18 protein-coding genes, 1 tRNA gene and 1 pseudogene are annotated in these 23,607 nt (G+C 41.6%); 8 read left to right on the forward strand and 12 right to left on the reverse strand.

Annotated elements, in window-relative coordinates; translation table 11 throughout:
• The first annotated feature begins 9 nt into the window (after positions 1–9).
• Positions 10–1,044, forward strand: coding sequence for a SusF/SusE family outer membrane protein (locus RDV52_RS02465; protein WP_004362985.1), 1,035 nt, complete (start codon positions 10–12; stop codon positions 1,042–1,044).
• Positions 1,045–1,545: 501 nt separating this feature from the next.
• Complete coding sequence (locus RDV52_RS02470) at positions 1,546–3,564, forward strand: alpha-amylase family glycosyl hydrolase (protein ID WP_004367313.1); 2,019 nt, start codon at positions 1,546–1,548, stop codon at positions 3,562–3,564.
• 96 nt (positions 3,565–3,660) lie between these two features.
• Here the strand turns inward: RDV52_RS02470 and RDV52_RS02475 are convergent, their stop codons facing one another.
• The 4 genes from RDV52_RS02475 to recO all read right to left on the reverse strand — a co-directional run bounded on the left by RDV52_RS02475 (position 3,661) and on the right by recO (position 7,123).
• Positions 3,661–4,974: an outer membrane beta-barrel protein gene (locus tag RDV52_RS02475; protein ID WP_004367312.1), complete on the reverse strand. Its 1,314-nt coding sequence runs from the start codon at positions 4,972–4,974 to the stop codon at positions 3,661–3,663.
• Positions 4,971–5,534: an RNA polymerase sigma factor gene (locus tag RDV52_RS02480; protein ID WP_004367311.1), complete on the reverse strand. Its 564-nt coding sequence runs from the start codon at positions 5,532–5,534 to the stop codon at positions 4,971–4,973. The genes RDV52_RS02475 and RDV52_RS02480 overlap by 4 nt, the downstream gene beginning before the upstream one ends.
• 24 nt (positions 5,535–5,558) lie before the next feature.
• The gene (locus RDV52_RS02485) at positions 5,559–6,263 is read right to left on the reverse strand and encodes a NigD1/NigD2 family lipoprotein (protein ID WP_023925867.1); all 705 of its coding nucleotides are present in this window, start codon (positions 6,261–6,263) and stop codon (positions 5,559–5,561) included.
• 134 nt (positions 6,264–6,397) lie between these two features.
• A complete protein-coding gene (recO, locus tag RDV52_RS02490; protein ID WP_004362992.1) occupies positions 6,398–7,123 on the reverse strand; it encodes a DNA repair protein RecO in 726 nt (241 codons plus the stop codon).
• Positions 7,124–7,237: 114 nt separating this feature from the next.
• On the opposite strand from recO, the gene RDV52_RS02495 reads away from it, so the two are divergent.
• The 4 genes from RDV52_RS02495 to RDV52_RS02510 all read left to right on the forward strand — a co-directional run bounded on the left by RDV52_RS02495 (position 7,238) and on the right by RDV52_RS02510 (position 10,923).
• Positions 7,238–7,309, forward strand: a tRNA-Glu gene (locus tag RDV52_RS02495).
• 22 nt (positions 7,310–7,331) lie between these two features.
• Entirely contained in the window at positions 7,332–7,586 is a 255-nt protein-coding gene (rpsT, locus tag RDV52_RS02500) for a 30S ribosomal protein S20 (RefSeq protein WP_004362993.1), read from the forward strand.
• Between the two features lie 403 nt (positions 7,587–7,989).
• On the forward strand, positions 7,990–9,960 hold the full coding sequence (gyrB, locus tag RDV52_RS02505) for a DNA topoisomerase (ATP-hydrolyzing) subunit B (RefSeq protein ID WP_004362994.1): 1,971 nt from the start codon (positions 7,990–7,992) through the stop codon (positions 9,958–9,960).
• 96 nt (positions 9,961–10,056) lie between these two features.
• On the forward strand, positions 10,057–10,923 hold the full coding sequence (locus RDV52_RS02510; protein WP_004362995.1) for a helix-turn-helix domain-containing protein: 867 nt from the start codon (positions 10,057–10,059) through the stop codon (positions 10,921–10,923).
• A 149-nt stretch (positions 10,924–11,072) separates the two neighbouring features.
• On the opposite strand, the gene RDV52_RS02515 is transcribed toward RDV52_RS02510, so the two are convergent.
• The 6 genes from RDV52_RS02515 to murG are packed head-to-tail and all read right to left on the reverse strand — an operon-like array spanning position 11,073 to position 18,724.
• Complete coding sequence (locus RDV52_RS02515) at positions 11,073–12,440, reverse strand: leucine-rich repeat domain-containing protein (RefSeq protein ID WP_004367308.1); 1,368 nt, start codon at positions 12,438–12,440, stop codon at positions 11,073–11,075.
• A 44-nt stretch (positions 12,441–12,484) separates the two neighbouring features.
• Complete coding sequence (gene ftsZ / locus RDV52_RS02520; RefSeq protein WP_004367307.1) at positions 12,485–13,795, reverse strand: cell division protein FtsZ; 1,311 nt, start codon at positions 13,793–13,795, stop codon at positions 12,485–12,487.
• Positions 13,796–13,849: 54 nt separating this feature from the next.
• Positions 13,850–15,298, reverse strand: coding sequence for a cell division protein FtsA (gene ftsA / locus RDV52_RS02525; protein WP_004362999.1), 1,449 nt, complete (start codon positions 15,296–15,298; stop codon positions 13,850–13,852).
• A 25-nt stretch (positions 15,299–15,323) separates the two neighbouring features.
• On the reverse strand, positions 15,324–16,181 hold the full coding sequence (locus RDV52_RS02530; RefSeq protein WP_004363000.1) for a cell division protein FtsQ/DivIB: 858 nt from the start codon (positions 16,179–16,181) through the stop codon (positions 15,324–15,326).
• A 9-nt stretch (positions 16,182–16,190) separates the two neighbouring features.
• On the reverse strand, positions 16,191–17,570 hold the full coding sequence (gene murC / locus RDV52_RS02535) for a UDP-N-acetylmuramate--L-alanine ligase (protein WP_172606454.1): 1,380 nt from the start codon (positions 17,568–17,570) through the stop codon (positions 16,191–16,193).
• A gap of 47 nt (positions 17,571–17,617) precedes the next feature.
• A complete protein-coding gene (gene murG, locus RDV52_RS02540; protein WP_004367305.1) occupies positions 17,618–18,724 on the reverse strand; it encodes an undecaprenyldiphospho-muramoylpentapeptide beta-N-acetylglucosaminyltransferase in 1,107 nt (368 codons plus the stop codon).
• 183 nt (positions 18,725–18,907) lie between these two features.
• Between murG and RDV52_RS11230 the strand changes: the two are divergent.
• Positions 18,908–18,955 (forward strand): annotated as a pseudogene (locus RDV52_RS11230) (hypothetical protein); the annotation flags it as partial.
• A 6-nt stretch (positions 18,956–18,961) separates the two neighbouring features.
• Positions 18,962–19,807 carry an IS256 family transposase, variant Zn-binding type gene (locus RDV52_RS02545; RefSeq protein ID WP_004364288.1) on the forward strand — a complete coding sequence of 282 codons (846 nt, stop codon included), beginning with the start codon at positions 18,962–18,964 and terminating at the stop codon, positions 19,805–19,807.
• A 383-nt stretch (positions 19,808–20,190) separates the two neighbouring features.
• Here the strand turns inward: RDV52_RS02545 and RDV52_RS02550 are convergent, their stop codons facing one another.
• On the reverse strand, positions 20,191–21,651 hold the full coding sequence (locus tag RDV52_RS02550; RefSeq protein WP_004367302.1) for a leucine-rich repeat domain-containing protein: 1,461 nt from the start codon (positions 21,649–21,651) through the stop codon (positions 20,191–20,193).
• Between the two features lie 634 nt (positions 21,652–22,285).
• The gene (locus RDV52_RS02555) at positions 22,286–23,557 is read right to left on the reverse strand and encodes an FtsW/RodA/SpoVE family cell cycle protein (protein ID WP_004367301.1); all 1,272 of its coding nucleotides are present in this window, start codon (positions 23,555–23,557) and stop codon (positions 22,286–22,288) included.
• Between the last annotated feature and the right edge of the window lie 50 nt (positions 23,558–23,607).

Consider the following 23,607-nt stretch of genomic DNA (forward strand, 5'->3'; position numbering starts at 1 on the left):
AAAACAGTCATGAAGAAATTATCATTATATATCACACTCGCACTCGTAAGCCTCGTTTTCGGGGCTTGCAGCGACGAGTACGAACCTTGGGGCAATCCTCAGGCATACCCCGAGGAAGGTGCTGTTACTATTCCCGGCATGAAAGCAAATGCCGTAGCAACGCAAGACCTGGGCACTGCAGGCGAACAGGTTTCGCTGTTCACCCTCACTGCGGCTACTCTTCCTGAAGGCTACACCTTGCGGAACGCCCGCATGGAACTCCGCCCGGTGATGCTCGACGGTGCAACGCCTACCACCATCAGCACCACGATTGACGGCAAGGCAAGCACGGCAGAAGTACAGGCAATGATTGAGAAGTACTATGGCAAGCGCGTGGAAGCACGCAATTTCTCGGCGCACGTATATGTCAATGCCGTAAAGGGCAGCCAGGCTGCGCTCATCGATGCCGGCACCATCGCTGTTACGGTGATACCAAAGGCCCCGGCCCTCACCGAATACCTCTACATGGCGGGCGACGCAAACTCGTGGAACCACTCGGACATTCTCCACAGCCCGGCATTCGACGGCAAGTATCTTGGCTACATGTACCTCACGCAGAACGGATTCAAGTTCTGCACGCAGCCAAACTGGAACGGCACGAACTACGGCAAGGACTTCAGCACGGCAAGCGATGCCGCCAACATCACAATGACCGAACCTGATGGCTTCTACAAGGTTGAAGTAAACTTGCTGACACTTTCCTACACCCTCACGCCGATTACAAGAATAGGCATCATCGGCGACGCCACGGGCAGCTGGGACAACGACATTGCCATGACCTACGACCCGACGGCTCACGGCTGGAGCGTGCAACACGTAACGCTTGTGAACGGCGAAATGAAGTTCCGTGCCAACAGCGAATGGAAGATTAGCTGGGGCGGCACAGACCTTGACCACCTCACATCGAACAACGGTGCCAACATCAAGGTTACGGCAGGCAAGTACACCATCAAGCTGAAACCATCGTACGACGGCAACACAAAGGCTGAACTCATAAAAGAGTAAAGCCCACTTAAATAAACACTCTCAAGTTTATATCTCCAAAGAGGGGGCGTCAGAACACACAGTTCTGGCTGCCCCCTTTTCCTTTTGCAGCATTTTCTCTTGTATCCTCACGCCTGCCGTCCATGGTATATAACACCTGCAGTTGTAGATACACAACACCTGCAATCGCAGCTACACAGTACCTGCAATCAACGGTATTACGTACCTATTGCCAATACCCTTGTTAGGGTATCAGTCAATACCCTTGTTAGGGTGTTCGTCAATACCCTTGTTAGGGTATCAATCACTCTCCCGTAAGACCAATCATAAGCGATACTATATACCTGCAAGCAATGGTATGTCGTACCTCGGGTGCCCCCTCTCTGTCTGCTCAAAAGCAAGGCTGCAAACGTTTGCGCCCGCATTAACACTTATTCTATATCAAGCTGGCACGGGAAAAGGAAATAAGTTGTACATTTGCGAACATAAACAATTAGGATAAGAACAAATCAAATCATCATTATGAAACGAACCTCAACTCTGCTTGCAGTCTTGTGCCTCGCTGCAACAATGCTCGCACAAGGCTGGAAAGCCAACTATGGCGGCGTAATGCTGCAAGGCTTCTACTGGGACTCTTACCAGGATACGAAGTGGACAAACCTCGAGGCGCAGGCAAAAGAACTCGCCGAATACTTCGACCTTGTATGGCTGCCGCAAAGCGCACAGGCACGCAATACGCCATCGATGGGCTACGACGACTACTATTGGTTCAGCAACTACAACAGCGCGTTCGGCACAGAGGCAGAACTCCTGAGCCTCATCGGCACATTCAGAGCCAGCGGCATCAAGACCATAGCCGACGTTGTCATCAACCACCGTGCAACCACCGCAGGCTGGTTCGACTTCCCAACCGAAACCTACAACGGAGTAACGTACACCATGACATCGAAAGACGTTGCCAAGAACGACGACGGCGGCAAGGCATTGACCGAAGCACAGAAAGAGGGCGTGCAGCTCAGCGACTTCATCGACTCGGGCGAAGACTGGGACGGCATGCGCGACCTCGACCACAACAGTGCGAACGTACAGACCACGGTGAAGGCATACCTGCAGATGCTGAAAGACAAATTCGGCTATGCAGGCTTCCGTTACGACATGGTAAAGGGCTACGGAGGCAAGTTCACCGCACTCTACAACAATGCCTCACAACCAGAGTTCTCTGTCGGCGAATATTGGGACGGCAACATAGACAAAGTGAAGGCGTGGATTGAAAGCACCAAGTCGGACAATGTTCCTACAAGTGCAGCTTTCGACTTCCCTGTCCGTTACACCGTCCGCGATGCCGTGAACAACGGCAACTGGGCTGCACTCGACGGTGTCGGCTTGGCAAAAGACCCCAACTATGCACGCTATGCCGTTACCTTCGTGGAGAACCACGACACCGAAGACCGCGGCGGCAACAGCCACCAAGACCCCATAAAGAAAGACACACTGGCAGCAAACGCCTACATTCTCGCCATGCCGGGAACGCCATGCATCTTCCTGAAGCACTATCAGGCATACAAAAGCGACATCAAGAACATGATTAGCGTACGCAAGCTGATGGGCATCAACAACGAAAGCAAAGCCGTAAAATACAGCAACGGAACCGATTACTACGCATTTACCACCACCGGAACGAACGGCGAAATGCTTACCGTGCTCGGTCCTGCAAAGAGTTTCTCCAGCACAAACCGTTGGATAAAGCTCACCGGCGGCTACCACTGGGCCTACTACGTGGAGAAGAGCAAAGCCAACTTCGTATGGGCAAGCCTTGCAAGCGGCACCTATGATGGCGAGCAACACGCAACACTTACAGCCATCAGCAACGACGCGAATGCGCAAATCGTGTACACCACCGACGGAAGCGAACCGACAGCAGGCAGTGCAAAGGCAGCCAACGGACAGCAGATAACCATTCCAGTGGGCACAACCGTACTGAAAGCAGGATTGCTCGTAGGCGGCGTTGTCAAGAACGTCATCGTCCGCAACTACAACATCATCGACTTCAAGCCTTACAACATCAAGGTGTATGTAAATGCCGACGAGGCTGATGCAGCCTGGGCAAGTGCGAAGATGGCAAGCACCCACCCTTCCATCAACTTCTGGATATGGGGCGGAACACACAAGACCGTGAAGGGTTCGTGGCCAGGCGACGCCGTAACAACAACCGAAACGGCAAACGGCAAGAAATGGCTTGTGAAGGAATTTACCATTACAAACTCTAACGACATCGTGAACTTTGTATTCAGCGTAGGCACAGGTTCGCCACAGACGGTCGATATTCAGAACATAAAGGCAACCACCTTTATCAACATATCAAGCGAGAAAGAAGGTGGAAAGAACAAAGTAAACGTTGTTTCTACGGGCATCGACAACGTCGTTGCAGAACACAAGGGCAACAACGCCCCTTGCTACTACACACTTTCAGGACAGCGCATAGCCAAACCAACCCAGCGTGGCATATATATCCACAACGGAAAGAAAGTACTGGTGAAGTAGTCCTTTTCCATAATAACAACGCGGCAGCTCTGTAATATATAATTTATATATAGCAAGGTTGCCGCTTTATTTTTATCAAACGCTGTTGCAATGATTTTATCGCAGATTAAATCGGAGTCCAGCTTTTAGTTGGAAAGATACAGGGCGGTCGCTATAAATGGTTTGCAAGTCTGATTTGTTGTTGAAGTGGTAGCTTACTCCCGGTTCTAAATAGAAGCTGACACCCTTTGTAAGTTTATAGGCAGCACCGAAGCGGGCTGACAATGCCCATTGCAACTCTTTCATTCCTACTTTGTTCGTAACAGTGGCTTCGGTACCATCGTATCGCTCTTTCTGCTTTCCATAGACCATTTTCTCGACACTTCCGCCACCAGATACATATACAGAAGTGTTGTGTCGTTGCCACAACTGATAGTTCAGGTTGAGCGGAATACCAACGAAATTCAGATGTTGTTTGATGTCGTGGTCTATGTTGCCCACTTCGTAAGTGAGCTCCGAGTAGTGGTGGCTGTACATCAAGCCTGTTTCCACACTCATCTTGCTGCTCAATGGCAAGGCTACGGAAACGCCCAAGGTGATAGGTTGGCGGTGATTGGCTTTTTTAACCATCTTGTTTTGCCCTGTTACTATCATTCCGTTGTTTTCTTTCATTGCTGTCGATGCGATGGAGTAAAGGTCGTCTGACGAGTTTACCGTAGGCATGCCTGCAAGCAACACACCCAATTGGACGGAGTTTTTATTGCGCCGAGGGCGGTTGTTGGTGGTAGGAGTGGTGGGGCGTTGATGCTTTATTGGCTCTGAGCATTCCACTTTTTCGTTCGGTTTGAGTGCTTCGTTTACAGTTGTTTCTTGTATGTTGTCCGTCTTGTCCGTCGGCTCTGTGGTGGTAGTGGGTTGTTCTACCATTGCCAAAGTGGTCTTGTCGGTGGTATTTTGAGGTAAAAACGTTGATGCAACAGCTTTGAAGGCAGTCTTTATAGAGGCAAATATTCTGCTCTTTGGATTTATTGTAGGAGTACTTTCGTTGCCGTTACTGCTTGTGTATGCGTTGTCGGAAGATGGCGTTTCTGTCTTTCCACCTTTGTTTTCTATTACATTTTTGTTGCTTTCTGCTAAGTTGCCAATTACGTTCGTGTTGTTCGCAACATCTACAACAGAATTGTTTACCAACAAAATCGTAACTATTGCAGCGGCAGAGAGAATGGCAGTGAGCCAAACAGCAGCCTTGACCTGCTTCTTTTTATTGGTGTTGGCAGTTGTAATCGGCGCTTCAATGGGTTTGTTCGGTGCCTTTTCGCCTTCCTCGAAAGATGGAATATGCTTTAAAATCTCGTCAAACAGTCCTTGAGGAGGAGTTGTTTCATAATCGTTTAGCTTATTATGAAATCCTTTTTTCCATTCTTCGTTCATAGTTTCACTCCTTTCCTATATGAGACAATTTGTTGTTTAAGTATGCTTTTTGCACGGGATAGCTGCGAGGCAGAGGACTTTGCCCTAATCCCAAGTATTTCTCCAATTTCTTTGTGCGACTTGTTTTCCAACACGTATAAGTTGAATACGGTTCTGTAACCATCGGGCAGCGACTGTACCATCTGCAGCAACGCCTCTTCAGGTATGTCGTCTACTGTTATGTCTGCTTTGTCGTCTTGTTCCGGAAGTTGCTCTTCATGTACCAGTGGAAGAGTTCTTTTGTTGCGCAGGAAACCCAATGCCTCCATTACGACAACTTGTTTGCTCCATGCCAACAGCGATCCTCTGCCCCTATATTCAAAACTTTCAATCTTTGTAAATATCTTTATGAATGCATCTTGCAGCACATCTTTCGCATCGTCGCTATCTGCAATGTAGCGCAAACACACCGTCATGAATATTCCAGCATACAGATTGTAGAAAGTCCGCATCGCTGAAGTATCTCGTTTGTGGAGACCTTCAGCGATTCTTGTTTCTTCTTTCTCGTCCAACTTTATCATTCAGTGCGTATTGTCTCTTTACCTTTATTTACTATCATTTCTTACATGATACTTGAAAAAGGTATGCTTGTCACCTTGGTAAGATTTCCAATGGAGGTGTAAAGTTACATCTTTTTTCCCATTCTTTTGTGCTATCTTGTCAATTTCGGATAATCTGAATGCAATAAAGCCCGATGCAAAACGCCCTTTGTTATCGCCGTGGGCGTTGTAGGCAAGCACTAATTTGTAAGGTTCTTTTTCCGAGTGCTGGACAATTAAGTTTATGTCACGTTTGGCTTTGAGGTCGCGCATGGCAGTGCTGTATCGTAGAGTAAGGTAGCCATCTTCTACAACTGTGCCAAATCCATTCACGATTTCCAATCTGTCTTCGCCATACTTTTTCAAGTCCATTTCGGTGTTCTTGAGTGCGATAGCCTGCTTTGTGCGTATGCTGTCCATCCAGTTGATGTATATTTTGGTCTTACCTTTGGCGTCTTTCTCTTCTTTTATGTTGGCAATAGCCCTTACTTCCTTATTTCCGTATGGCGATTTGGTAAGATTACTGGGTGGTCCTTGCACCTTTTCGCTTACCCAAACATTGAAACTCGCGCCACCGTTAATGGGTTTTATTGTAACAATAGCATTGGGATACCTTTTGACATTGTCGTTAGTGTCATTATCACACGAGGTGAAAAGGCTGCACACGGTGAATATAGAAATAAGTCCTAAGAATATTTTACTTGTTTTCATTGTTCTTGTTATTGTATTAAACTTACATTTTATTTCTCTCTGAGTACTCGTCAAATAAATGAGAAGATACGTAAAAGGTTGCATCTTGTATCGTTAAAATATGTTTTGAGAAATAAAATCAAGATATATACCTTTTAGGAAAATACCTCGCGCAAGATATCGAAACTTTGAAGGTCGGGCATATTGGGTATGTGGAGACGATAGTAGTGCAACACAAGCTCGGTAATTCGGTTGCGTTCGTCGTGTGAGAGTTTGAAAAGTTTCATCGTTTCAAAGTTCATTCGCATCAACGTGTGCATGTGTCCGGCGTCTGTTGCATTTAGAAAATCGGAATGTAAAGGTGCCGACAGCGTGAAGCAACCATTGCGAAGGTCGAAGAAACAGCCCTGAGTGAAATTGTCAAGAAAAGGGTGAAAGCCAAGAAACTTGCCCAGACGCATCATGAAAACAAGGTGGAAGTTGGCAAAACCATCGCAGGTGCTGTCGAACCATTCCAAACTTGTACTTATATAATTAAATAATGTGGAGTTCTCTTGCTCGTCGCGAGTAGTATAATATAGGAATTCCGCAAGGAAAAGCAAAATGCTCGATTTCAAAGGATTGTACGGAACAGACGAATAAGGTTGAGCTATTCTTACATCTTTAATATGTTGCAAGCTGATTCGCTGCCTGAAATCGTATTCAAAGTCGAGCAAGGTCATGGGTTGGAAATATTGCTTCTTCACTCTTCCTTTTGATGTTTTGGGAATGTGCACAACAAAAGAAACACGCCCCGACAACTCCGTCAGTACGTCAATAATTAGCGATGATTCACCAAAACGAACACTTCGCAGTACTATTCCTCTTGTCTTTGTTATCATAAAACTTTTCCCAAGCACAAAGATACAAAAAATGTAATGGGGCAAAAAATATATTCGATAAAATTTGGACAATTGAAATAAAACTAATACCTTTGCACCCGCAAAACAACAGATGGTCTCTTCGTCTATCGGCTAGGACACAAGATTTTCATTCTTGTAAGAGGGGTTCGATTCCCCTAGAGACTACAAACAAAAATTAAAAGTAAAGATGGCAAATCATAAATCATCACTTAAAAGAATTCGCCAAGACAAGGTGAAGACTTTGCACAATAGATATTACGCAAAGACAATGCGTAACGCTGTTCGCAAGTTCCGTAACATCTCTGATAAGGAAGAGGCTGTTAAGTTGTATCCAACCCTGCAAAAGATGCTTGATAAACTTGCGAAAGTAAACATTATTCATAAGAATAAAGCGGCAAATTTAAAGTCTGGTCTTTGTCATCATATTGCTACGCTTGGGTAGAATGTAAGTAAGGTCATAGAGATAAAGAATAAGAGAAGGTTATAGTCTAATGATAGGCTGTAACCTTTTTCGATTTATACGTCTATAACCCAAATGTTCTTTTATTTATTATTCCTCTTAATGTTTTCTTCATGTCATAGTTGTAGAAATATCACGGAACAATAAGATTTGAATAAGCATTATATTCTTTTTAAGTATCAACCAAATGAGAATTACTCTTTGCAAAGGGTGTGATGTATTATGAATCGCCTTTATTAAACTTTTTTTTGTATTAGATGTTACTTTTAATAAGGTATTTTTCGTATCTTTGCAATGAGATATCCTTAGGGTTAATGAAACACCGAGAGCGCATAAACAGCTTGGTAAGGCTATCGAGAAAGAACAAGCAGATTCAGAAAATAAAATGGTAGATAACTTAGAAAACGAGAACAACTACTCGGCCAGTAATATTCAGGTCCTTGAAGGGCTTGAGGCAGTGCGTAAGCGTCCTGCAATGTATATTGGCGATATAAGCGAAAAAGGACTTCATCACCTCATAAACGAGACAGTAGATAACTCTATTGATGAAGCAATGGCTGGCTATTGTAGCCATATCGAAGTAACCATCAACGAGGATAATTCTGTAACAGTAGAAGATGATGGACGTGGAATTCCTGTGGACGAACACGAGAAATTGCATAAAAGTGCGCTCGAAGTCGTTATGACAGTGCTGCACGCTGGTGGAAAGTTCGATAAGGGTTCCTATAAAGTTAGTGGTGGTCTACATGGTGTAGGTGTTAGTTGTGTAAATGCGCTATCTTCTCACATGAAGTCGCAGGTATTCCGGAATGGAAAGATTTACCAGCAAGAATACGAACAGGGAAAGCCTCTCTATCCAGTAAAAGTGGTTGGTGAAACCGATAAGACTGGTACGCGTCAGCAGTTCTGGCCCGATGGCAGTATTTTTACTACAACCATATTTCAGTGGGATATAGTTGCACGTCGTATGCGTGAACTTGCTTTCTTAAATGCAGGTATAAAGATTACACTAACCGATTTGCGTCCCAATACCGAAGGCAAAACACGCCAGGAAGTTTTCCATGCCAAAGATGGGTTAAAAGAATTTGTAAGATACGTAGACCGACATCGTACTCATCTTTTCGATGATGTGATATACTTGAAGACTGAAAAGCAAGGCATTCCAATAGAGGTTGCCATAATGTATAACACCGATTATAACGAAAACATACACTCGTATGTCAACAACATTAATACCATAGAAGGAGGAACGCATCTCACAGGATTCCGTACGGCATTGACACGCACATTGAAGGCATATGCCGATAATGATCCACAAATAGCAAAACAAATAGAAAAGGCTAAAATAGAAATAACGGGAGAGGACTTCCGCGAAGGACTGACAGCAGTTATTTCTATTAAGGTAGCCGAACCACAATTCGAAGGACAAACCAAGACAAAGCTGGGAAATAGCGAAGTTTCTGGTGCTGTTCAGCAAGCTGTAGGCGAGGCTCTCTCTTACTATTTAGAGGAAAATCCTGCTGAAGCTAAACTTATTTGCGATAAGGTTATTTTGGCGGCAACAGCTCGTATTGCAGCCCGCAAAGCACGCGAAAGTGTTCAGCGCAAGAACGTGATGACGGGAGGCGGATTGCCAGGAAAACTTGCCGATTGCTCTAATAAAGATCCCAAAGACTGCGAAATATTCCTTGTGGAGGGCGATTCTGCTGGTGGTTCTGCCAAACAAGGTCGCGACCGATATACACAAGCCATTCTGCCTTTGCGAGGAAAAATACTTAATGTAGAGAAAGTTCAACGTCATAGAGTGTTCGAAGCTGAATCGGTTATGAATATCATTCAGTCAATAGGCGTTCGTTTCGGAGTGGAAGGAGAGTCTGACTTTGAAGCTAATACCGAGAAGCTGCGTTACGATAAGATTATTATAATGACCGATGCCGATGTCGATGGCTCTCACATCGATACCCTCATTATGACACTCTTCTATCGTTATATGCCCCGTGTAATCGAAGAAGGACATCTATATATTGCCACTCCTCCGCTTTACAAGTGTACTTATAAAAAGGTGAGCGAGTATTGCTACACAGAGCAACAACGATTGCAATTCCTTGACAAGTATGCCGGGGGGGACGAAGAGAACAAGGCTGTCCACACACAACGATACAAAGGTTTGGGAGAAATGAACCCGGAACAGCTTTGGGAAACAACAATGGATCCTAAGACACGCTTACTGAAGCAAGTAACAATTGAGAATGCATCAACTGCCGATGAAATGTTCTCAATGTTGATGGGAGACGATGTTGAACCGCGTCGTGAATTCATAGAACAGAATGCAACCTATGCAAACATCGATGCATAGCTGTAGACATTTGCCAGATTTAATTACTTAATCTACGAACTCTCGCAATCTTTTGCGCTTGCAGAACAAGTGACGGTTCGGACAAAATAATGCTATATGAGAGAAATTAATAATGATTTCATTAAAGCTAAAAACCCCTATGGTTTCAGTATAGATAGTGACTTGTTATTATACGACCAGACAACAGGATTACCCTCGCTTACCGAAACTTCTAAAATGAGGTGTCTCTTGTTGGCTATCTGTACAGAAGGTGAAGTAGAATATACAGTAGACACTGTGGTACATAAGGTTTCTACGAACGATATTCTAATCGTTAGCGAAGGGCAGGTTATGGGCGACTATAAGATGACGCCTGACACAAAAGGAGTTTGTTTGTTTCTGTCGTATGATTTTTTTCAAGAAGTGGTAAGTAACATCAGAGAATTTACAACGCTCTTTCTTTTTGCACGGCGTCACCCTGTTTTCCACACCGAGTCCCACATGGCGAAAGAATTACTTAACTACATTCAAGCTGTTAAGTTGAAAATACTCGATCTCGATCACGAATTCCGTCGCGAATTGGTAGCTACAATGCTGAAAGTACTTATATACGATATGTGCAATGTTATTTATCGTATACAACAAGTAGAGAAAACTGGAAAGTCGAGAGGAGAAACCATATTTGCCGATTTTATACGATTGGTGGAAAAGGAATATCGTTCCGAACGTCGTGTAAGTTGGTATGCCGAGCAACTTTACATTTCTCCCAAGTATCTGTCGGAAACAATCAAGCATGTCAGTAAGCGCACACCAAGCGAATGGATAGATTATTATGTGATGATGGAGATACGGGTATTATTGAAGAATAGTAAGATGAGCATTAAACAAATAGCTGAAGAGCTGCACTTCCCTAACCAAAGTTTCTTGGGAAAGTACTTCAAGGATCGTTATGGCAAGAGTCCATCACAGTTTAGAAAAAGTTAAAATGCAGACAAGTTATGGGAAATATAAAAGGAGTTGAGTTCGTCGCAGTCTCAACTCCTTTTTGTATCTTCATAAATGTGCTTTATTGCCATTGTGGGAGAACATTGGCACATTCCAAAGCGGACATTCCCCAAATGGTAAATTTTGGTTTAATCTGCATTGATTATAATATTGGGGAAGTTTTTTGCTAATCCTCTTACATACGCTTCCTCTTCGCCAGTATCCACATGTATTCTATTTAGTTTTGGGTTATTGTATAGAATATCGTATTCGTGGTTGTCCATAAAACTGTCATTTTTTAGGTCGATGACTTCCAAGTTAGGCATTTGAAGTATTTCTATTTGCCCGATAAACTTATTTTTGCTGAAGTCAATCTTTTTGAGAAGATTATTGCTGATATAGCAACGGAAGAGCATAGGCATCTTACTGAAGTCGGCTTGGCTGATTTCATTATCGTAAGCGGTAAGGAACATCAGTTTAGGCAAATTGAAATCAATTTTGCTTATTTTATTTTCGTATGCAACAAGATGCTGCAATTTTGGCAAGTTATTGAGTTCAAGCCTGCTGATTTTATTTTGCTCTATATATAATTTCTCAATTTGTGGCAGGTTGTTGGCAATGAATTCCTGTAGAATACCTTGACGGAGGTCAATGCCTGTAAGCTTTGGCATATCTGTTAAGCGTATACTGGTGAGTTTTGTAGAACGCGCAACAATTGTTACAAGCTCTTTTAAAGGAGTAAAATCCAACTGCTTTATGTTTGTATTGTGAATGTCTAATATCTGCAACTTGGAATTGTTGGCGAGGTTCAGTTTTTCTATTTCACATTTGAAAATGCGTAAATCTTTCAATTCTTTGAGGTGTGAAACATCAATCGACTTGATGGGGTTGCAGCCTATATGCAGTTGTGAAAGCTTATTTAAGTTGCTGATGGGAGTAGCATCGGTAACTCTATTGTAGTTTAAGGTAAGTGTGTCGAGGTTTTCAAAGTATTGTAAACCCTCCAAGCTCTTGATGGTATTCTCATCAGTGGTGGTCTCTCCTGCTGCATAACTGAAGTTCAGCTTGTGTATAGTCTTTGCTTCTTTGATTGAGATGTTGCCATCCTTGTCAGCATCTAAGTCTGGAATATCTAACAACCGTTTCTTTAAATAAGCATCAGCAAACTTGATAGTTTGGTTTTGAGGGTCTTCTTTAATTATTACTTCGCATTGTGCTTTAGAAGAAATATCGCCTTTCTTGGCAATAATCGTAATTTTGGCAGTTCCTTTTTCTAAAGCTTCTACCTTGCCATTATCAACTTTGGCAACTTTTTCGTCTGAGGATTTCCATATTACGTCTGCACCTTCAGGGACATCATTGACTGTTATAAATGCTGTTTCTCCTACTTTAAGCATTAAAGTAGGAGGAGTAACAGTAATCTTAAATGAATTATCTATTTCTTCCTTGTCCGAACAAGCCGAGAAGAAGAAAATGCTGAAGAGCATTAAGATGAATGAAATTCTTTCTTTTTTCATAATCTTTCGTAGTTGGTTTATTGTTGAAAAGATTGAACTTGTTTTTATACAAAGCTGATGACACCCTGGACTTCTTCTTCCTGGACATCGTCTTTCTTCTCTGGCGTAGCCTTCAAATCCTTTATCATTTGCTTTGTGCGCTTGTATGTTGGTGTGTTTTCGATGGCGAGAATTATGTCCTCATTGTCCAAGTCTTCTTGCGAGAAGATGTAGATGTGTGGGCGACGTTTCGACTTTGTAGACTTGCTTCCACCATAGAAGCGTCCTCTGCGGTCGTCTAATGTCATTTGGTGTTCTTCTTGTTCGGCAATGCGTGCTGCCTCTTCCAGCGAATGTTTTTTGATAAGACTATCCATTCCCTCTACATCTTTGATGCCGAAACCTGTTGCAAGGATAGTTACTTTCACTTTCTTGTCAAGGTCTGGGTCAAGTGCCAATCCCCATTTCAGTTCGAATCCGTTGCCAAAGTGACTCATAAATTCGTTAACATCGCTCATCTCTTCCATCGTCAAGCCAGGATTGTCATTGTTGTCGCTACTGAAATTGATAGAAAGAAGTATCTTCTTGGAGTTGTAGATGTCATTGTCGTTGAGCAACGGAGAGTTCAAAGCATCTTCGATAGCTTGCTTTACACGGCCTTCGCCTTCACCATAACCAGTACTCATGATGGCAACGCCACCATCTTTCAGCACTGTTTTTACATCGTTGAAGTCGAGATTGATGAGTCCGTGCACGGTGATAATTTCTGCAATACTCTTGGCAGCAACACTTAGTGTATCGTCCGCCTTTCCGAAAGCATTGAGCACGCTCATCTCGGGATATATTTCGCGCAGACGCTCGTTGTTTATCACCAGCAGGGCGTCTACGTGCTTCGACATTTCTTCTACGCCATCGAGTGCCTGGTCTATCTTTTTGTTTCCTTCAAAACGGAATGGAATTGTTACGATGCCAACGGTAAGAATGCCCATGTCTTTGCTTACTTTCGCAATAACCGGAGCTGCACCGGTGCCAGTGCCGCCACCCATTCCAGCGGTTATAAATGCCATTCTGGTACCATCGTTTAGCATATCTTTTATATCGTCGATAGTTTCTTCAGCTGCCTCTCTTGCCTTTTCGGGTTTGTTGCCGGCTCCTAATCCTTCTTTGCCAAGTTGTAGATGTATGGGGACAGGAGAGTCGTTGAGTGCTTGTGCGTCAGTATTGCACAAAACGAATGTTACGTCGTGTATGCCTTCACGATACATGTGGTTCACGGCATTGCCACCACCACCACCAACACCGATAACCTTGATGATGCTGTTTTGTTCAGCTTCACCAAAGTCGAGTATTTCTTTCTTCATATTGTTATCTGCCATAACCTATTTCTTTGTCTTATTCTAAATTTCTATTCCTTAGAACACTTTCTTTTACTATTCTTCTGGTTCTAAGATTGTACCACCAAATTCTTTAACTTTACGAGTAAGTTTACCCCAAAAGCTATTCTTACGCTTCTCTTCTTCTTCACGTTTACGCTTTTCTTCTTCCTCTTCTCTGCGTTTGTGCTCCTCTTCCTCTATGCGCCGACGTTCTGCTTCAGCCTTTTCCTTTTCTGCAGCAGTTAAAACAACCCCTTGTCCAATCTCGGGTGCCTTTCTTGGTTCTCTATGTAGGTCGCTTGTAGTTGAAGTCGTAGGCTTAGCAGCATCTTCAAAAAGCTTTTGATCAGGATTGATTGGAATACCTGCACAATTAATGTCCCCCTTTGCCAGCAAGCCGAGAATGGTGTTCATTGTACCATTCTTGGCATTGATGTCAGCATTGTTGGCGTTAATAGTCTGAGTAACAAATTTTGCTGTCCTGATTTTGTCTACGTGTGAATGGTTGCGGAAGGCACGTTCGATGTTCTTCATATTAGAACCGCCACCTGTAAGAATAAAGCCACCTAACAATTTGTCTGCATATTCAGCTGGAATTTGGTAAATGACATTCTCAATAATTTCTTCGATACGAGCCTCGATGATGTCAACAAGGGTTCTGCTTTCTACAGAGAAATCATCGGAAACGGTATACGATTGTTTGTTATCTATATCATTATCGTCGGTGTATGCACTGCCGTGTGTAAGCTTTAACTTCTCAGCATCTTTCTCTTCTATTTGTAAACTTGCAATATCTTTCGTGATATTTGCCCCACCAAGTGGTAACACGGCAAGGTGTCTCAGTATGCTTTTATAATAGACAGAGACGGTAGTCGTGCCAGCCCCAAGGTCGACAAGCACACACCCCCCGCGTTTTTCGTTATCGGTGAGAATACTATCAGCTAAAGCTAAAGGTGCCAAATACATTTCTGCAATAGCAATACCAGCCTTTTCAAAACAACTATTGAGATTGTCGTAGAAAGATTTACGCCATAAAATATTTAGGAAGTTTCCTTCTAAATGACTTGCCTTAATTCCTACAGGATCAATAGATTCCTGGTTATCTACTTTATATTCTTGAGTGGCTGCATCGAGAATTTCTTGGTCCGGATAACTCATATCACGGTTTGCATCCATCAATTCGTTAATCATGTTGCTCGAAATGATAGTTCCTGCAGGCAAGTCTTTTACAATTACATTCTTTACACTGCGAATAGACTGACCTCCCACGCCCACATAAACATGTGTTATCTCGTATTTAAGTTGTTTCTTTAATTTATTTATGATATTGGTCAAGCATTGTCCTGTTTTGTCGATATTGTAGACTACACCCTTTCGGATACATTGCGATGCGTCTTCTTTAACGACAGCATTCACAGAAATGCTGCCATCAAGATTTTTCTTTCCAGCTATACCTATGATTTTCGATGAGCCCAGTTCAATGGCTACAATAAATTCTGCCATACACTAATTTCTTTATGATTTGTTTTTATTCTGTTACTTCCGTTTGTATTTTTTCCTCTTGCTTGGATTGTTGCTGTCCGCCATTCTGTTGTTGTACAGCTTTTCTTTTGCAGATAATCTGGTTGTCGAACTCCACATTGATATAAGAGTATTTATTCCAGCCCGCTTGCGAAAGTCCGTAGCGATAGAACTTTTCGGTTCGTTCGAGTTTCTTCGTAACAAACTCGTCGATACCTTTATCATTTGCGGCTTTATTCCTTCTTATTGGCAGATATCCAATAAATATAATATGGTCGCCTATGCGCGGTACAAATTCTATGCCTTTATCTGGACGAACATTTATCTGTTCGATTTGGTTGAGCCAAAACTCAGATTTGTTTATAGCCTTTGCCATAGGAGTAATGGCGAAATGTGCAAACGGTCTGCTAATGTTCCCCGTAGCCACGATTAAATCGCTTGTGTATTTAGAGTTAGGAAGAATACCTCCATTATCGTCCAAATAGTAGTCTTCGCCTTTGTTGTTTTTGATACGAATGATAGGCATACGTTGCGAAATTCTAATGTTCACATGTCCATTCTCTGTTATGTAGCACTGTGCCGTATCTACAAATGGCCCCACTTTTAATGCCTCTTCTATCTTTCGAGGTACTATAGCATTAAGTTGTTTGTTAAGCGGATACAACCTATCTTTCTCAAGAATGGATTTGATTTCTTTAGCACTAAGAAAACCAGAGTTATTGGAGTCAGAGATATTTATATTTACTTTAGTACATACACGACGACTCTTGTCCGGTGTGTTCCACGAAGTTACAGCCATAACAAGGTAGAATGCCAAGACGACATCTAATACATAGAAAATAATCTTCTTCCAACTTGTATCCATTCTCCAAACCTATTCTTTTTCTTTTATTATCTCTGCAAGTTGTTCTGTATAATTGTCGAGATTTCCAGCTCCGAGTATAACAAGGACATCGAAGTCTCTGCCTTTTGCAAATTTTAGTACGTCGTCTTTTTTAATCATTTGTTTCTCTACATTACTTTTCAGATTATCGTAGATAAGTGCTGATGTAACGCCCGATATAGTTTTTTCTCTGGCAGGATAGATTTCTGTGAGAATAACCTCGTCGAAATGACTGAGTGCTTCGGCAAAGTCCATGTAAAAGTCCTCCGTACGTGAGTAGAGATGCGGTTGAAAGATTACTGTAATCTTTCTATTTGGATAAATCTCCTTCAGACTCTTGGCACTTTGTATAATCTCTTTTGGGTGATGTGCGTAGTCGGAAAGCAATACATGGCGATTGCTCTTTATTTTGAAATCGAAACGACGGTCTACTCCGGCATAAGTTCTCATGCCATATCGAAGTTCATCGGCTGTACAACCGCAAAGTTGTGCCAATGCCATAGCCGCTATTCCGTTTTCAATATTGATAGGAACAGGCTGACCTAACTCTATGTTTGTTACGTTTTCGATGGGCGAAACCATATCGAACACAATGGTACCATTTTGTATACGAACATTTTCGGCATGAAAGTCGCCAGCATCTCTACTATATTCGTACACTTTTACACCAGTCTGTACGTTTTGTTTCATCTCCAAATCTTTATGAATAACAAGTGTCCCACCTGGCTGTATTAGTTCGGTGTAATGGCGGAAACTTTCTAAGTAGGCATCTTTTGTTCCGTAAATATCTAAATGGTCGGGGTCTGTAGATGTAATAACACTCATATAGGGGCGTAACCAATGGAAAGAACGATCGAACTCGTCGGCTTCAATAACTACATAATCGCTCTTTTGGGAGAAAATGTAGTTCGTGCCATAGTTCTTTGATATGCCACCAAGGAAAGCATTGCAATCCAAATGACTCTCGTGCATGATATGAGCACACATTGTAGATGTCGTAGTTTTTCCGTGCGTACCAGCAAAGCAAAGTCCTTTATGAGTTTGTGTAAGTCTGCCCAAAACTTGTGAACGTTTTTCTATTTCAAAGCCATTTTCACGGAAATATGTTAGTTCTGTGTGCGTATTTGGTACGGCAGGTGTGTAGACTACCAATGTAGTAGATGGATCTTTACACGTTTCTGGAATCAAGTTTATGTTATCTTCGTAGTGCAATTGTATTCCTTCTTGCTCTAAGTGGTGAGTTAAGTCAGATGGTGTTTTATCGTAACCAGCAACCACAAGACCTTTATGATGGAAATATCGTGCTAAGGCACTCATGCCAATGCCTCCGGCGCCTACGAAATAAACTGCTTGAATATCCCTTAATTTCATTTCTTTATATGATGTTAGAATGTCAGCCATTCCAAGTTGGCACTCTTTTATTGTTTTATTAGTTTTATCACCTCGTCAGCTATAACATCAGCCGAATTGTGTAGTCCCATTTTCTTTACATTTTGGCTTAAACTTTCAAGTTTCTGCTCATCGTTTACTGTTTTTATAGCCAATTGTAAAAGAGTGTTAGGTGCTTCAATATCTTTTACGAATAAAGCTGCACCTTTGTTTACCAACGCCATTGCATTTTTGGTTTGATGGTCTTCTGCTACATTTGGACTTGGGACAAGTATAACAGGTTTACCTATGAGCTGGAATTCACTAATAGAGCTTGCGCCCGCACGACTAATAACTAAGTCGGCTGCTTTGTAGGCTGCACCCATATCGCCGATGAAGTCCATTATTTTCAAGTTAGGAAGTTCTTTTCCTTTTATCTGGTCGAGGATAGTCTGATGATAATACTTACCCGTCTGCCAAATAAACTGTGCATCAGAAACATCGATAAGGTCTAAATGTTCTAATACTGCACGATTGATGGTGCGTGCACCGAGACTGCCACCTACCAGTAGAATAGTTTTCTTTGTAGGGTTAAGTCCGAATTGTTTCCTGGCCTCTTCTTGTGAGAGCGGTGTTTCGAGAACATTTTGACGTACGGGGTTTCCTGTCATAATAATCTTGTCAGCAGGAAAGAAGCGTTCCATACCTTCGTAAGCTACACAAATTTTCTTAGCTCTTTTGGCAAGTATCTTGTTGGTTACACCAGCGTAAGAGTTTTGTTCTTGAATTAGACAAGGAATGCCCATCTTCGAACATTCATACAATGTTGCACCGCTGGCATAACCACCTACACCTACGGCTACTTGTGGGTTAAAGTCTTTTATAATCTTACGTGCCAAGCGCAGACTCTTCCAAAGCTTGCAGAGCACGCTGATATTTTTCAGCTTGTTTGCACGGTTGAAACCTTTAATGGGCAAGCCTTTTATTTTGTAGCCTGCAGCAGGAACACGTTGCATTTCCATTCGCCCTTCTGCTCCAACAAATAATATTTTTGTCTTAGGATATTTAGTGCTGATGGCATTGGCAATAGACACAGCTGGAAAGATGTGTCCACCTGTTCCTCCACCACTAATAATGACTCTAAACTCTTCGTTCATAACAGCTCTATTTATTAGCTTACAAAGTTAATCATTTTTTCTATTTTGTCGTAATATAAACCACTTAAAAATGTGAAATATGATAAATGTAGGCGTAATGGACATTTGGTAGGCTGAAACCTCTCAAATGTCCTTTATTTATTACCTTTGCAGCATTTGAAAGCTTATGAATAAAAAAACTGTATATTCTGTAACAGTTCAAATGTTAAAAAGAATGGTCATCGGCGTAATGTCCAGATGTACTTTTGCAGGGATTGTGGCAGGCAATTTCAAAGTGGTCATCGTATAGACAATGTGTGTTTATGGAATGACTATCTGACCGAGAAACGAACTATTTCTGAGCTTTCCACTCTTCACAAATGTTCAGAAAGAACCATACGCCGTAGGCTAAGTTCAGTGGCAGACAGCTTCACTCCCATCTATCCTGAATCTGCAACAATAATACTGGACACGACCTACTTCTCCAAGACCTTTGGTGTGATGCTCTTTCAAGATGCCGCATCAGGCAGGATACTTCATCGCAGGTTTGTCAGGAACGAGACCAACCAGGAATACCTTGAGGGACTCAGATGCATTGAGGAGGGTGGAACTCGGATAAAGGCAGTGGTGTGTGATGGACATATCGGGCTTTTACAAGCTGTAACATCCTGCCCTGTACAGATGTGTCAATTCCACCAGTTGCAGATAGTCAGAAGGCTTCTTACCAACAATCCGCATTTGCCCGCAGGCATCGAGCTGCTGGCATTAATGAGAGGCATGTTCTCTATCGGGAAAGAAGAATTCACATCAGGCTTTGATAAATGGTGTGATGAATGGAAAGAGTTCCTCGATGAACGAACTCTACTAATCTCAGGCAAGACAACCTATACACATAGAAGACTGAGAAGTGCAAGGCGTTCGGTGAAGACACACCTTAAATGGCTATATACCTATGAAGAATATCCTGAATTAGAGATACCCAATACAACAAATCTATTGGAAGGATTCAACTCACAACTTAAAAGGGCATTGCGTAATCATAATGGAATGAAGGAGGTTAATAAAAAGAAGTTCATAGATGGGTTCCTGAATATAAAAAAGTAGGCTGGAATTACCAGCCTACCAAATGTCCATTACTAAAACACGAGAGGTTTTCAGCCTACCAAATGTCCATTACGCCTAAATGTAGTATCGTATTATGAGAAGTGTTATTTTCCAGCTTGTTATAATTGTTGTATTGGGAGTTGTTTCTGTCAAATTTTGCATTAGACTACTATTCTGTTGTCTGCCTGAAAACAATTTTTACTTTACTCATTGGGTAACGAAAACGTTCTTTTGAAGTTGTATAATTCACAATACAACTTCAAAAGAGAATAAAAATCTACTTATTCAAAGATAAGAAGCTTACAATAGTAAATTCTTATATTTGTATAGAATAACTTTTTCCTGTAGATTGTCTTTGAACTAATTAAGTCTTTAATGAAGACTTACAAGAATATTTTATGTGTAGCATTTCCAACACGCACAATATAGACACCCTTTGAAGGCATTTTTATTATATAAGATTTTGTGAGACAACCTTGTTCTATCATTGTTCCCTCTATACTGTAAATGGAATAATGAATAGGCGATGAGAGCAAATTAGGAATTTCTATTATTAGTTCGCTGTCTTTCCCATATACCTTACATAGTTCGTTATTGCCCATCTTAGGCGACATTATTCCGGTTGGGAACTTGTCCGTTTCAATGATGTTCGTGAAGTAGTTCCAGCCGAAAGCCTGACGATATTTTTCTCCTGAGCCGATGGGAACGTAGACGGGAATGTCATTGGGAGTGATACCATGAAATGTTTTATGCTTTCCTTCCTTATCAGCTGCACAACAAGGAGGGTTAGGAGAGAGGGAATATATCTTTTTGACATTTTCCCAATTTGCACAACTCCCTGCGCCTAAATATTCTAGTGAAGCTGGAAATATAATGGAATCAACTGCACATTCCCAAAAAGCATCTTTCCCAATATGTCTTAATCCCTCGGGCAAGTCTATCGATTTGAGTTTTACATCGCTTCCGAAAGCATCATCCTCTATTACTGTAACACTCTTGGGGATATTCACTTTTTCCAATGATCGACACCAAGAAGCAAAGGCAAAGGGGATCTTGGTAATCCCTTCAGGAATTTTGATTTCTTGTAATTTAGGGCACATGGAAAAGGTAAAATCAGACAGTTCTTTAAGAGTACTTGGCAATATTGCTTCCATCAAGTCGCACCCATCAAAAGCTGCAATTTTAATAAGCTCTAATCCCTCTGGAAAGTTTACTTCTTCCACTCTTGTGTTGTAGAAAGCAAATCCTTCAATTATCTTAATAGTAGAGGGTAGCATCAATTTCTTGAAGCATTGGCAATTTACAAAACATTGTGATGGAATAGACGTTACACCTTCCGGGATAATCAACGGGTCGGTACTTAACCAATGGCAGCTTGAAAAACTGAAACGACCAAGCTTTCTCAAACTTTTGGGGAGGTTTATTTGTTCTAATTTCATCCTTGAGAAAGCAAAGTCTCCAATTTCCTGAATTCCCTCAGGAAGGATGATGCGGCGGAGTGGGAGGTAAACCACGCCCTGATACGCTCTCGGGTCATCAACGGCTTGCTTTTCAACTTTATAAAGTGCACGCGTAGGTATCTTATTATTTTCTATTTGCGCATGTTCCAAATTTAATACAGTTAGCTTCCCCTCAAAGCTGCATTCCCACATGGTTGTAAAGTCTGCTCCATTTATTGGACCGTGCACAACTAAAGAATCTATTTTGTCCCATTTATCACCCAAAACTTGCTTCAACTCTCCGCACTTGCTCACATTAGCATCAAAAAAATGGACTTGTCCATACATCTTTTGTGAACAGGCAAATACAAGAGGTAGCAACAAAAGTATTATTTTTTTCTGCATAATTAAATTATTTGTGTTACTATTAATGATTCTTTTATACTTGCAGGTACAATATCCTTTGGAGACAAGGTATCTAAATGCAAGTTGTATATTGTTCTCTCTTCTTCAAATTACCTAATAGTAATAGCCCACTCACTTCTACTTGCAAATATATATAAAAAACAACAACATTCAAAATTTTTAGTTATTTTCTTTAATTTTATCATTTCTTTTTTGCGATTTTCTTAATTGAATTTATCCAAATAGATTATTAAGCGTAAGAGAGTATCATAGTAGTCAGAACAGAAAAATAATCAAATTGCATGTGGGAAAAATTTATAATAAGAAATTATTTTTTTGTAATAACAAAATAAAAATCTATAATAAAAAGAATGGGAAACTATAATAACAATATTTTAGGACATAACAATACAGAAGAACTACCTTTATTTTGAAAGGACTTGGGATAAAAACTTTATTCAGTTTTGGATACACCAAGAAAAATAACCTTTTCCAATAAACAATAACATCTAATCTACAAAATTCCAATCCGCGACACCTCGATTTAATTTTCCAATAAGTATCTGGAATAATATATTGGTAATTAATGATGAGATGCCTATTTAGTCTTTAAATTGTTTATTGCTTATAGTGTTTATTCGTCAGTGGAAACCGTTTGAACGGTTATGTCGTTATTACGTTTCTTTGCAAACCGACTGATGCTTAGCAACATGCCAATGTAGACGCAATTAATGATGGTTGAAGTTCCACCTTTACTAATAAGTGGTAGTGGCTGCCCGGTAACAGGAGCTAAGCCTACTGCTACTGCCATATTAAAGAGTGCCTGTGTAACCAACAGGAATGCTATGCCCATTGCAAGAAATGCAGGGAACGAATTTTCGCATCGGCTTGCAATCTTCCCAGCCCGCATTAGAATAACAATGTACAAGAAAGCAACGAAGACGGCACCTATGATGCCCATTTCCTCAATGATAATAGCATAAATAAAATCGGAGAAAGCCTGCGAAAGGAAATCGCGTTCGTTAGAATTGCCAGGACCTTTGCCCACTATGTTCGATGAAGCTATAGCAATGTTGGCGTGTCCAACTTGTCCATCTTTGTCGAGGTCGTAGTCTTTTGGTGCTACATATTTATTGTCTAAGAACTTATTGATACGTGCCTTCCATGTATCGGCACGGTGGAACAGTTTAGCAAAGAAGCCTGTATCGGTATTCTCTTCCGTATCTATGGTTTGTTCGGTAAGATTTTGTTTTGGTGGATTGTCTTCTTTGTCGGTACCTACAGCCATAACCAACACAAGTGCGAAGACCAATAACAGCGCACCAACTCCCAATAGTTTTCCAATCTGCTTTAGCGGTACACGCCCCACAAACATCATTAAAAGAACGGTTAAAGCAGCCAGCATAGCCGTGGAGAGATTTTCGAAACTGATTGGAATGATGATGATGGCAGATAAAATTAATATGTATTTGAAAGCCTTTCTGGCTGCTCCATTTTCTGTTTGCATTGCACTTAGAATCTGTGCGACGGCTAAGACCAAGGCGCCTTTACCCAGTTCGGACGGTTGAAACTGTATGCCCATAATCTCTATCCAGCGACTTGCACCATTAGTAACGCCACCAGTAAGCCACACCACTATTAAAAGAAAGAACGAAAAGCCTAACGCAGGTAATGTGGCTATCTTGAAATAGCGACACTTTGTGTTCATCACAAGAATCATTGTGAAGAACCCTAAAACAAGCATTCCAACATGCTTTAATAGTGGTGCCCAATAGTTTCCACCTTTATATGAGAGTGTACTTGAGGCAGAATATACCTCAACAATGCTAACCATACAAAGGATAAAGAAAACCATCCAAATAACTTTGTCTCCTTTGAAGATATTGTTAAGGGACTTTAGGTTCATTTCTAACGTTTTTGAAGTTGTAAAATATAAAGATTAATGTGTAATGTTGT

This window comes from Prevotella nigrescens, assembly GCF_031191185.1.
Classification (GTDB): Bacteria; Bacteroidota; Bacteroidia; order Bacteroidales; family Bacteroidaceae; genus Prevotella; species Prevotella nigrescens.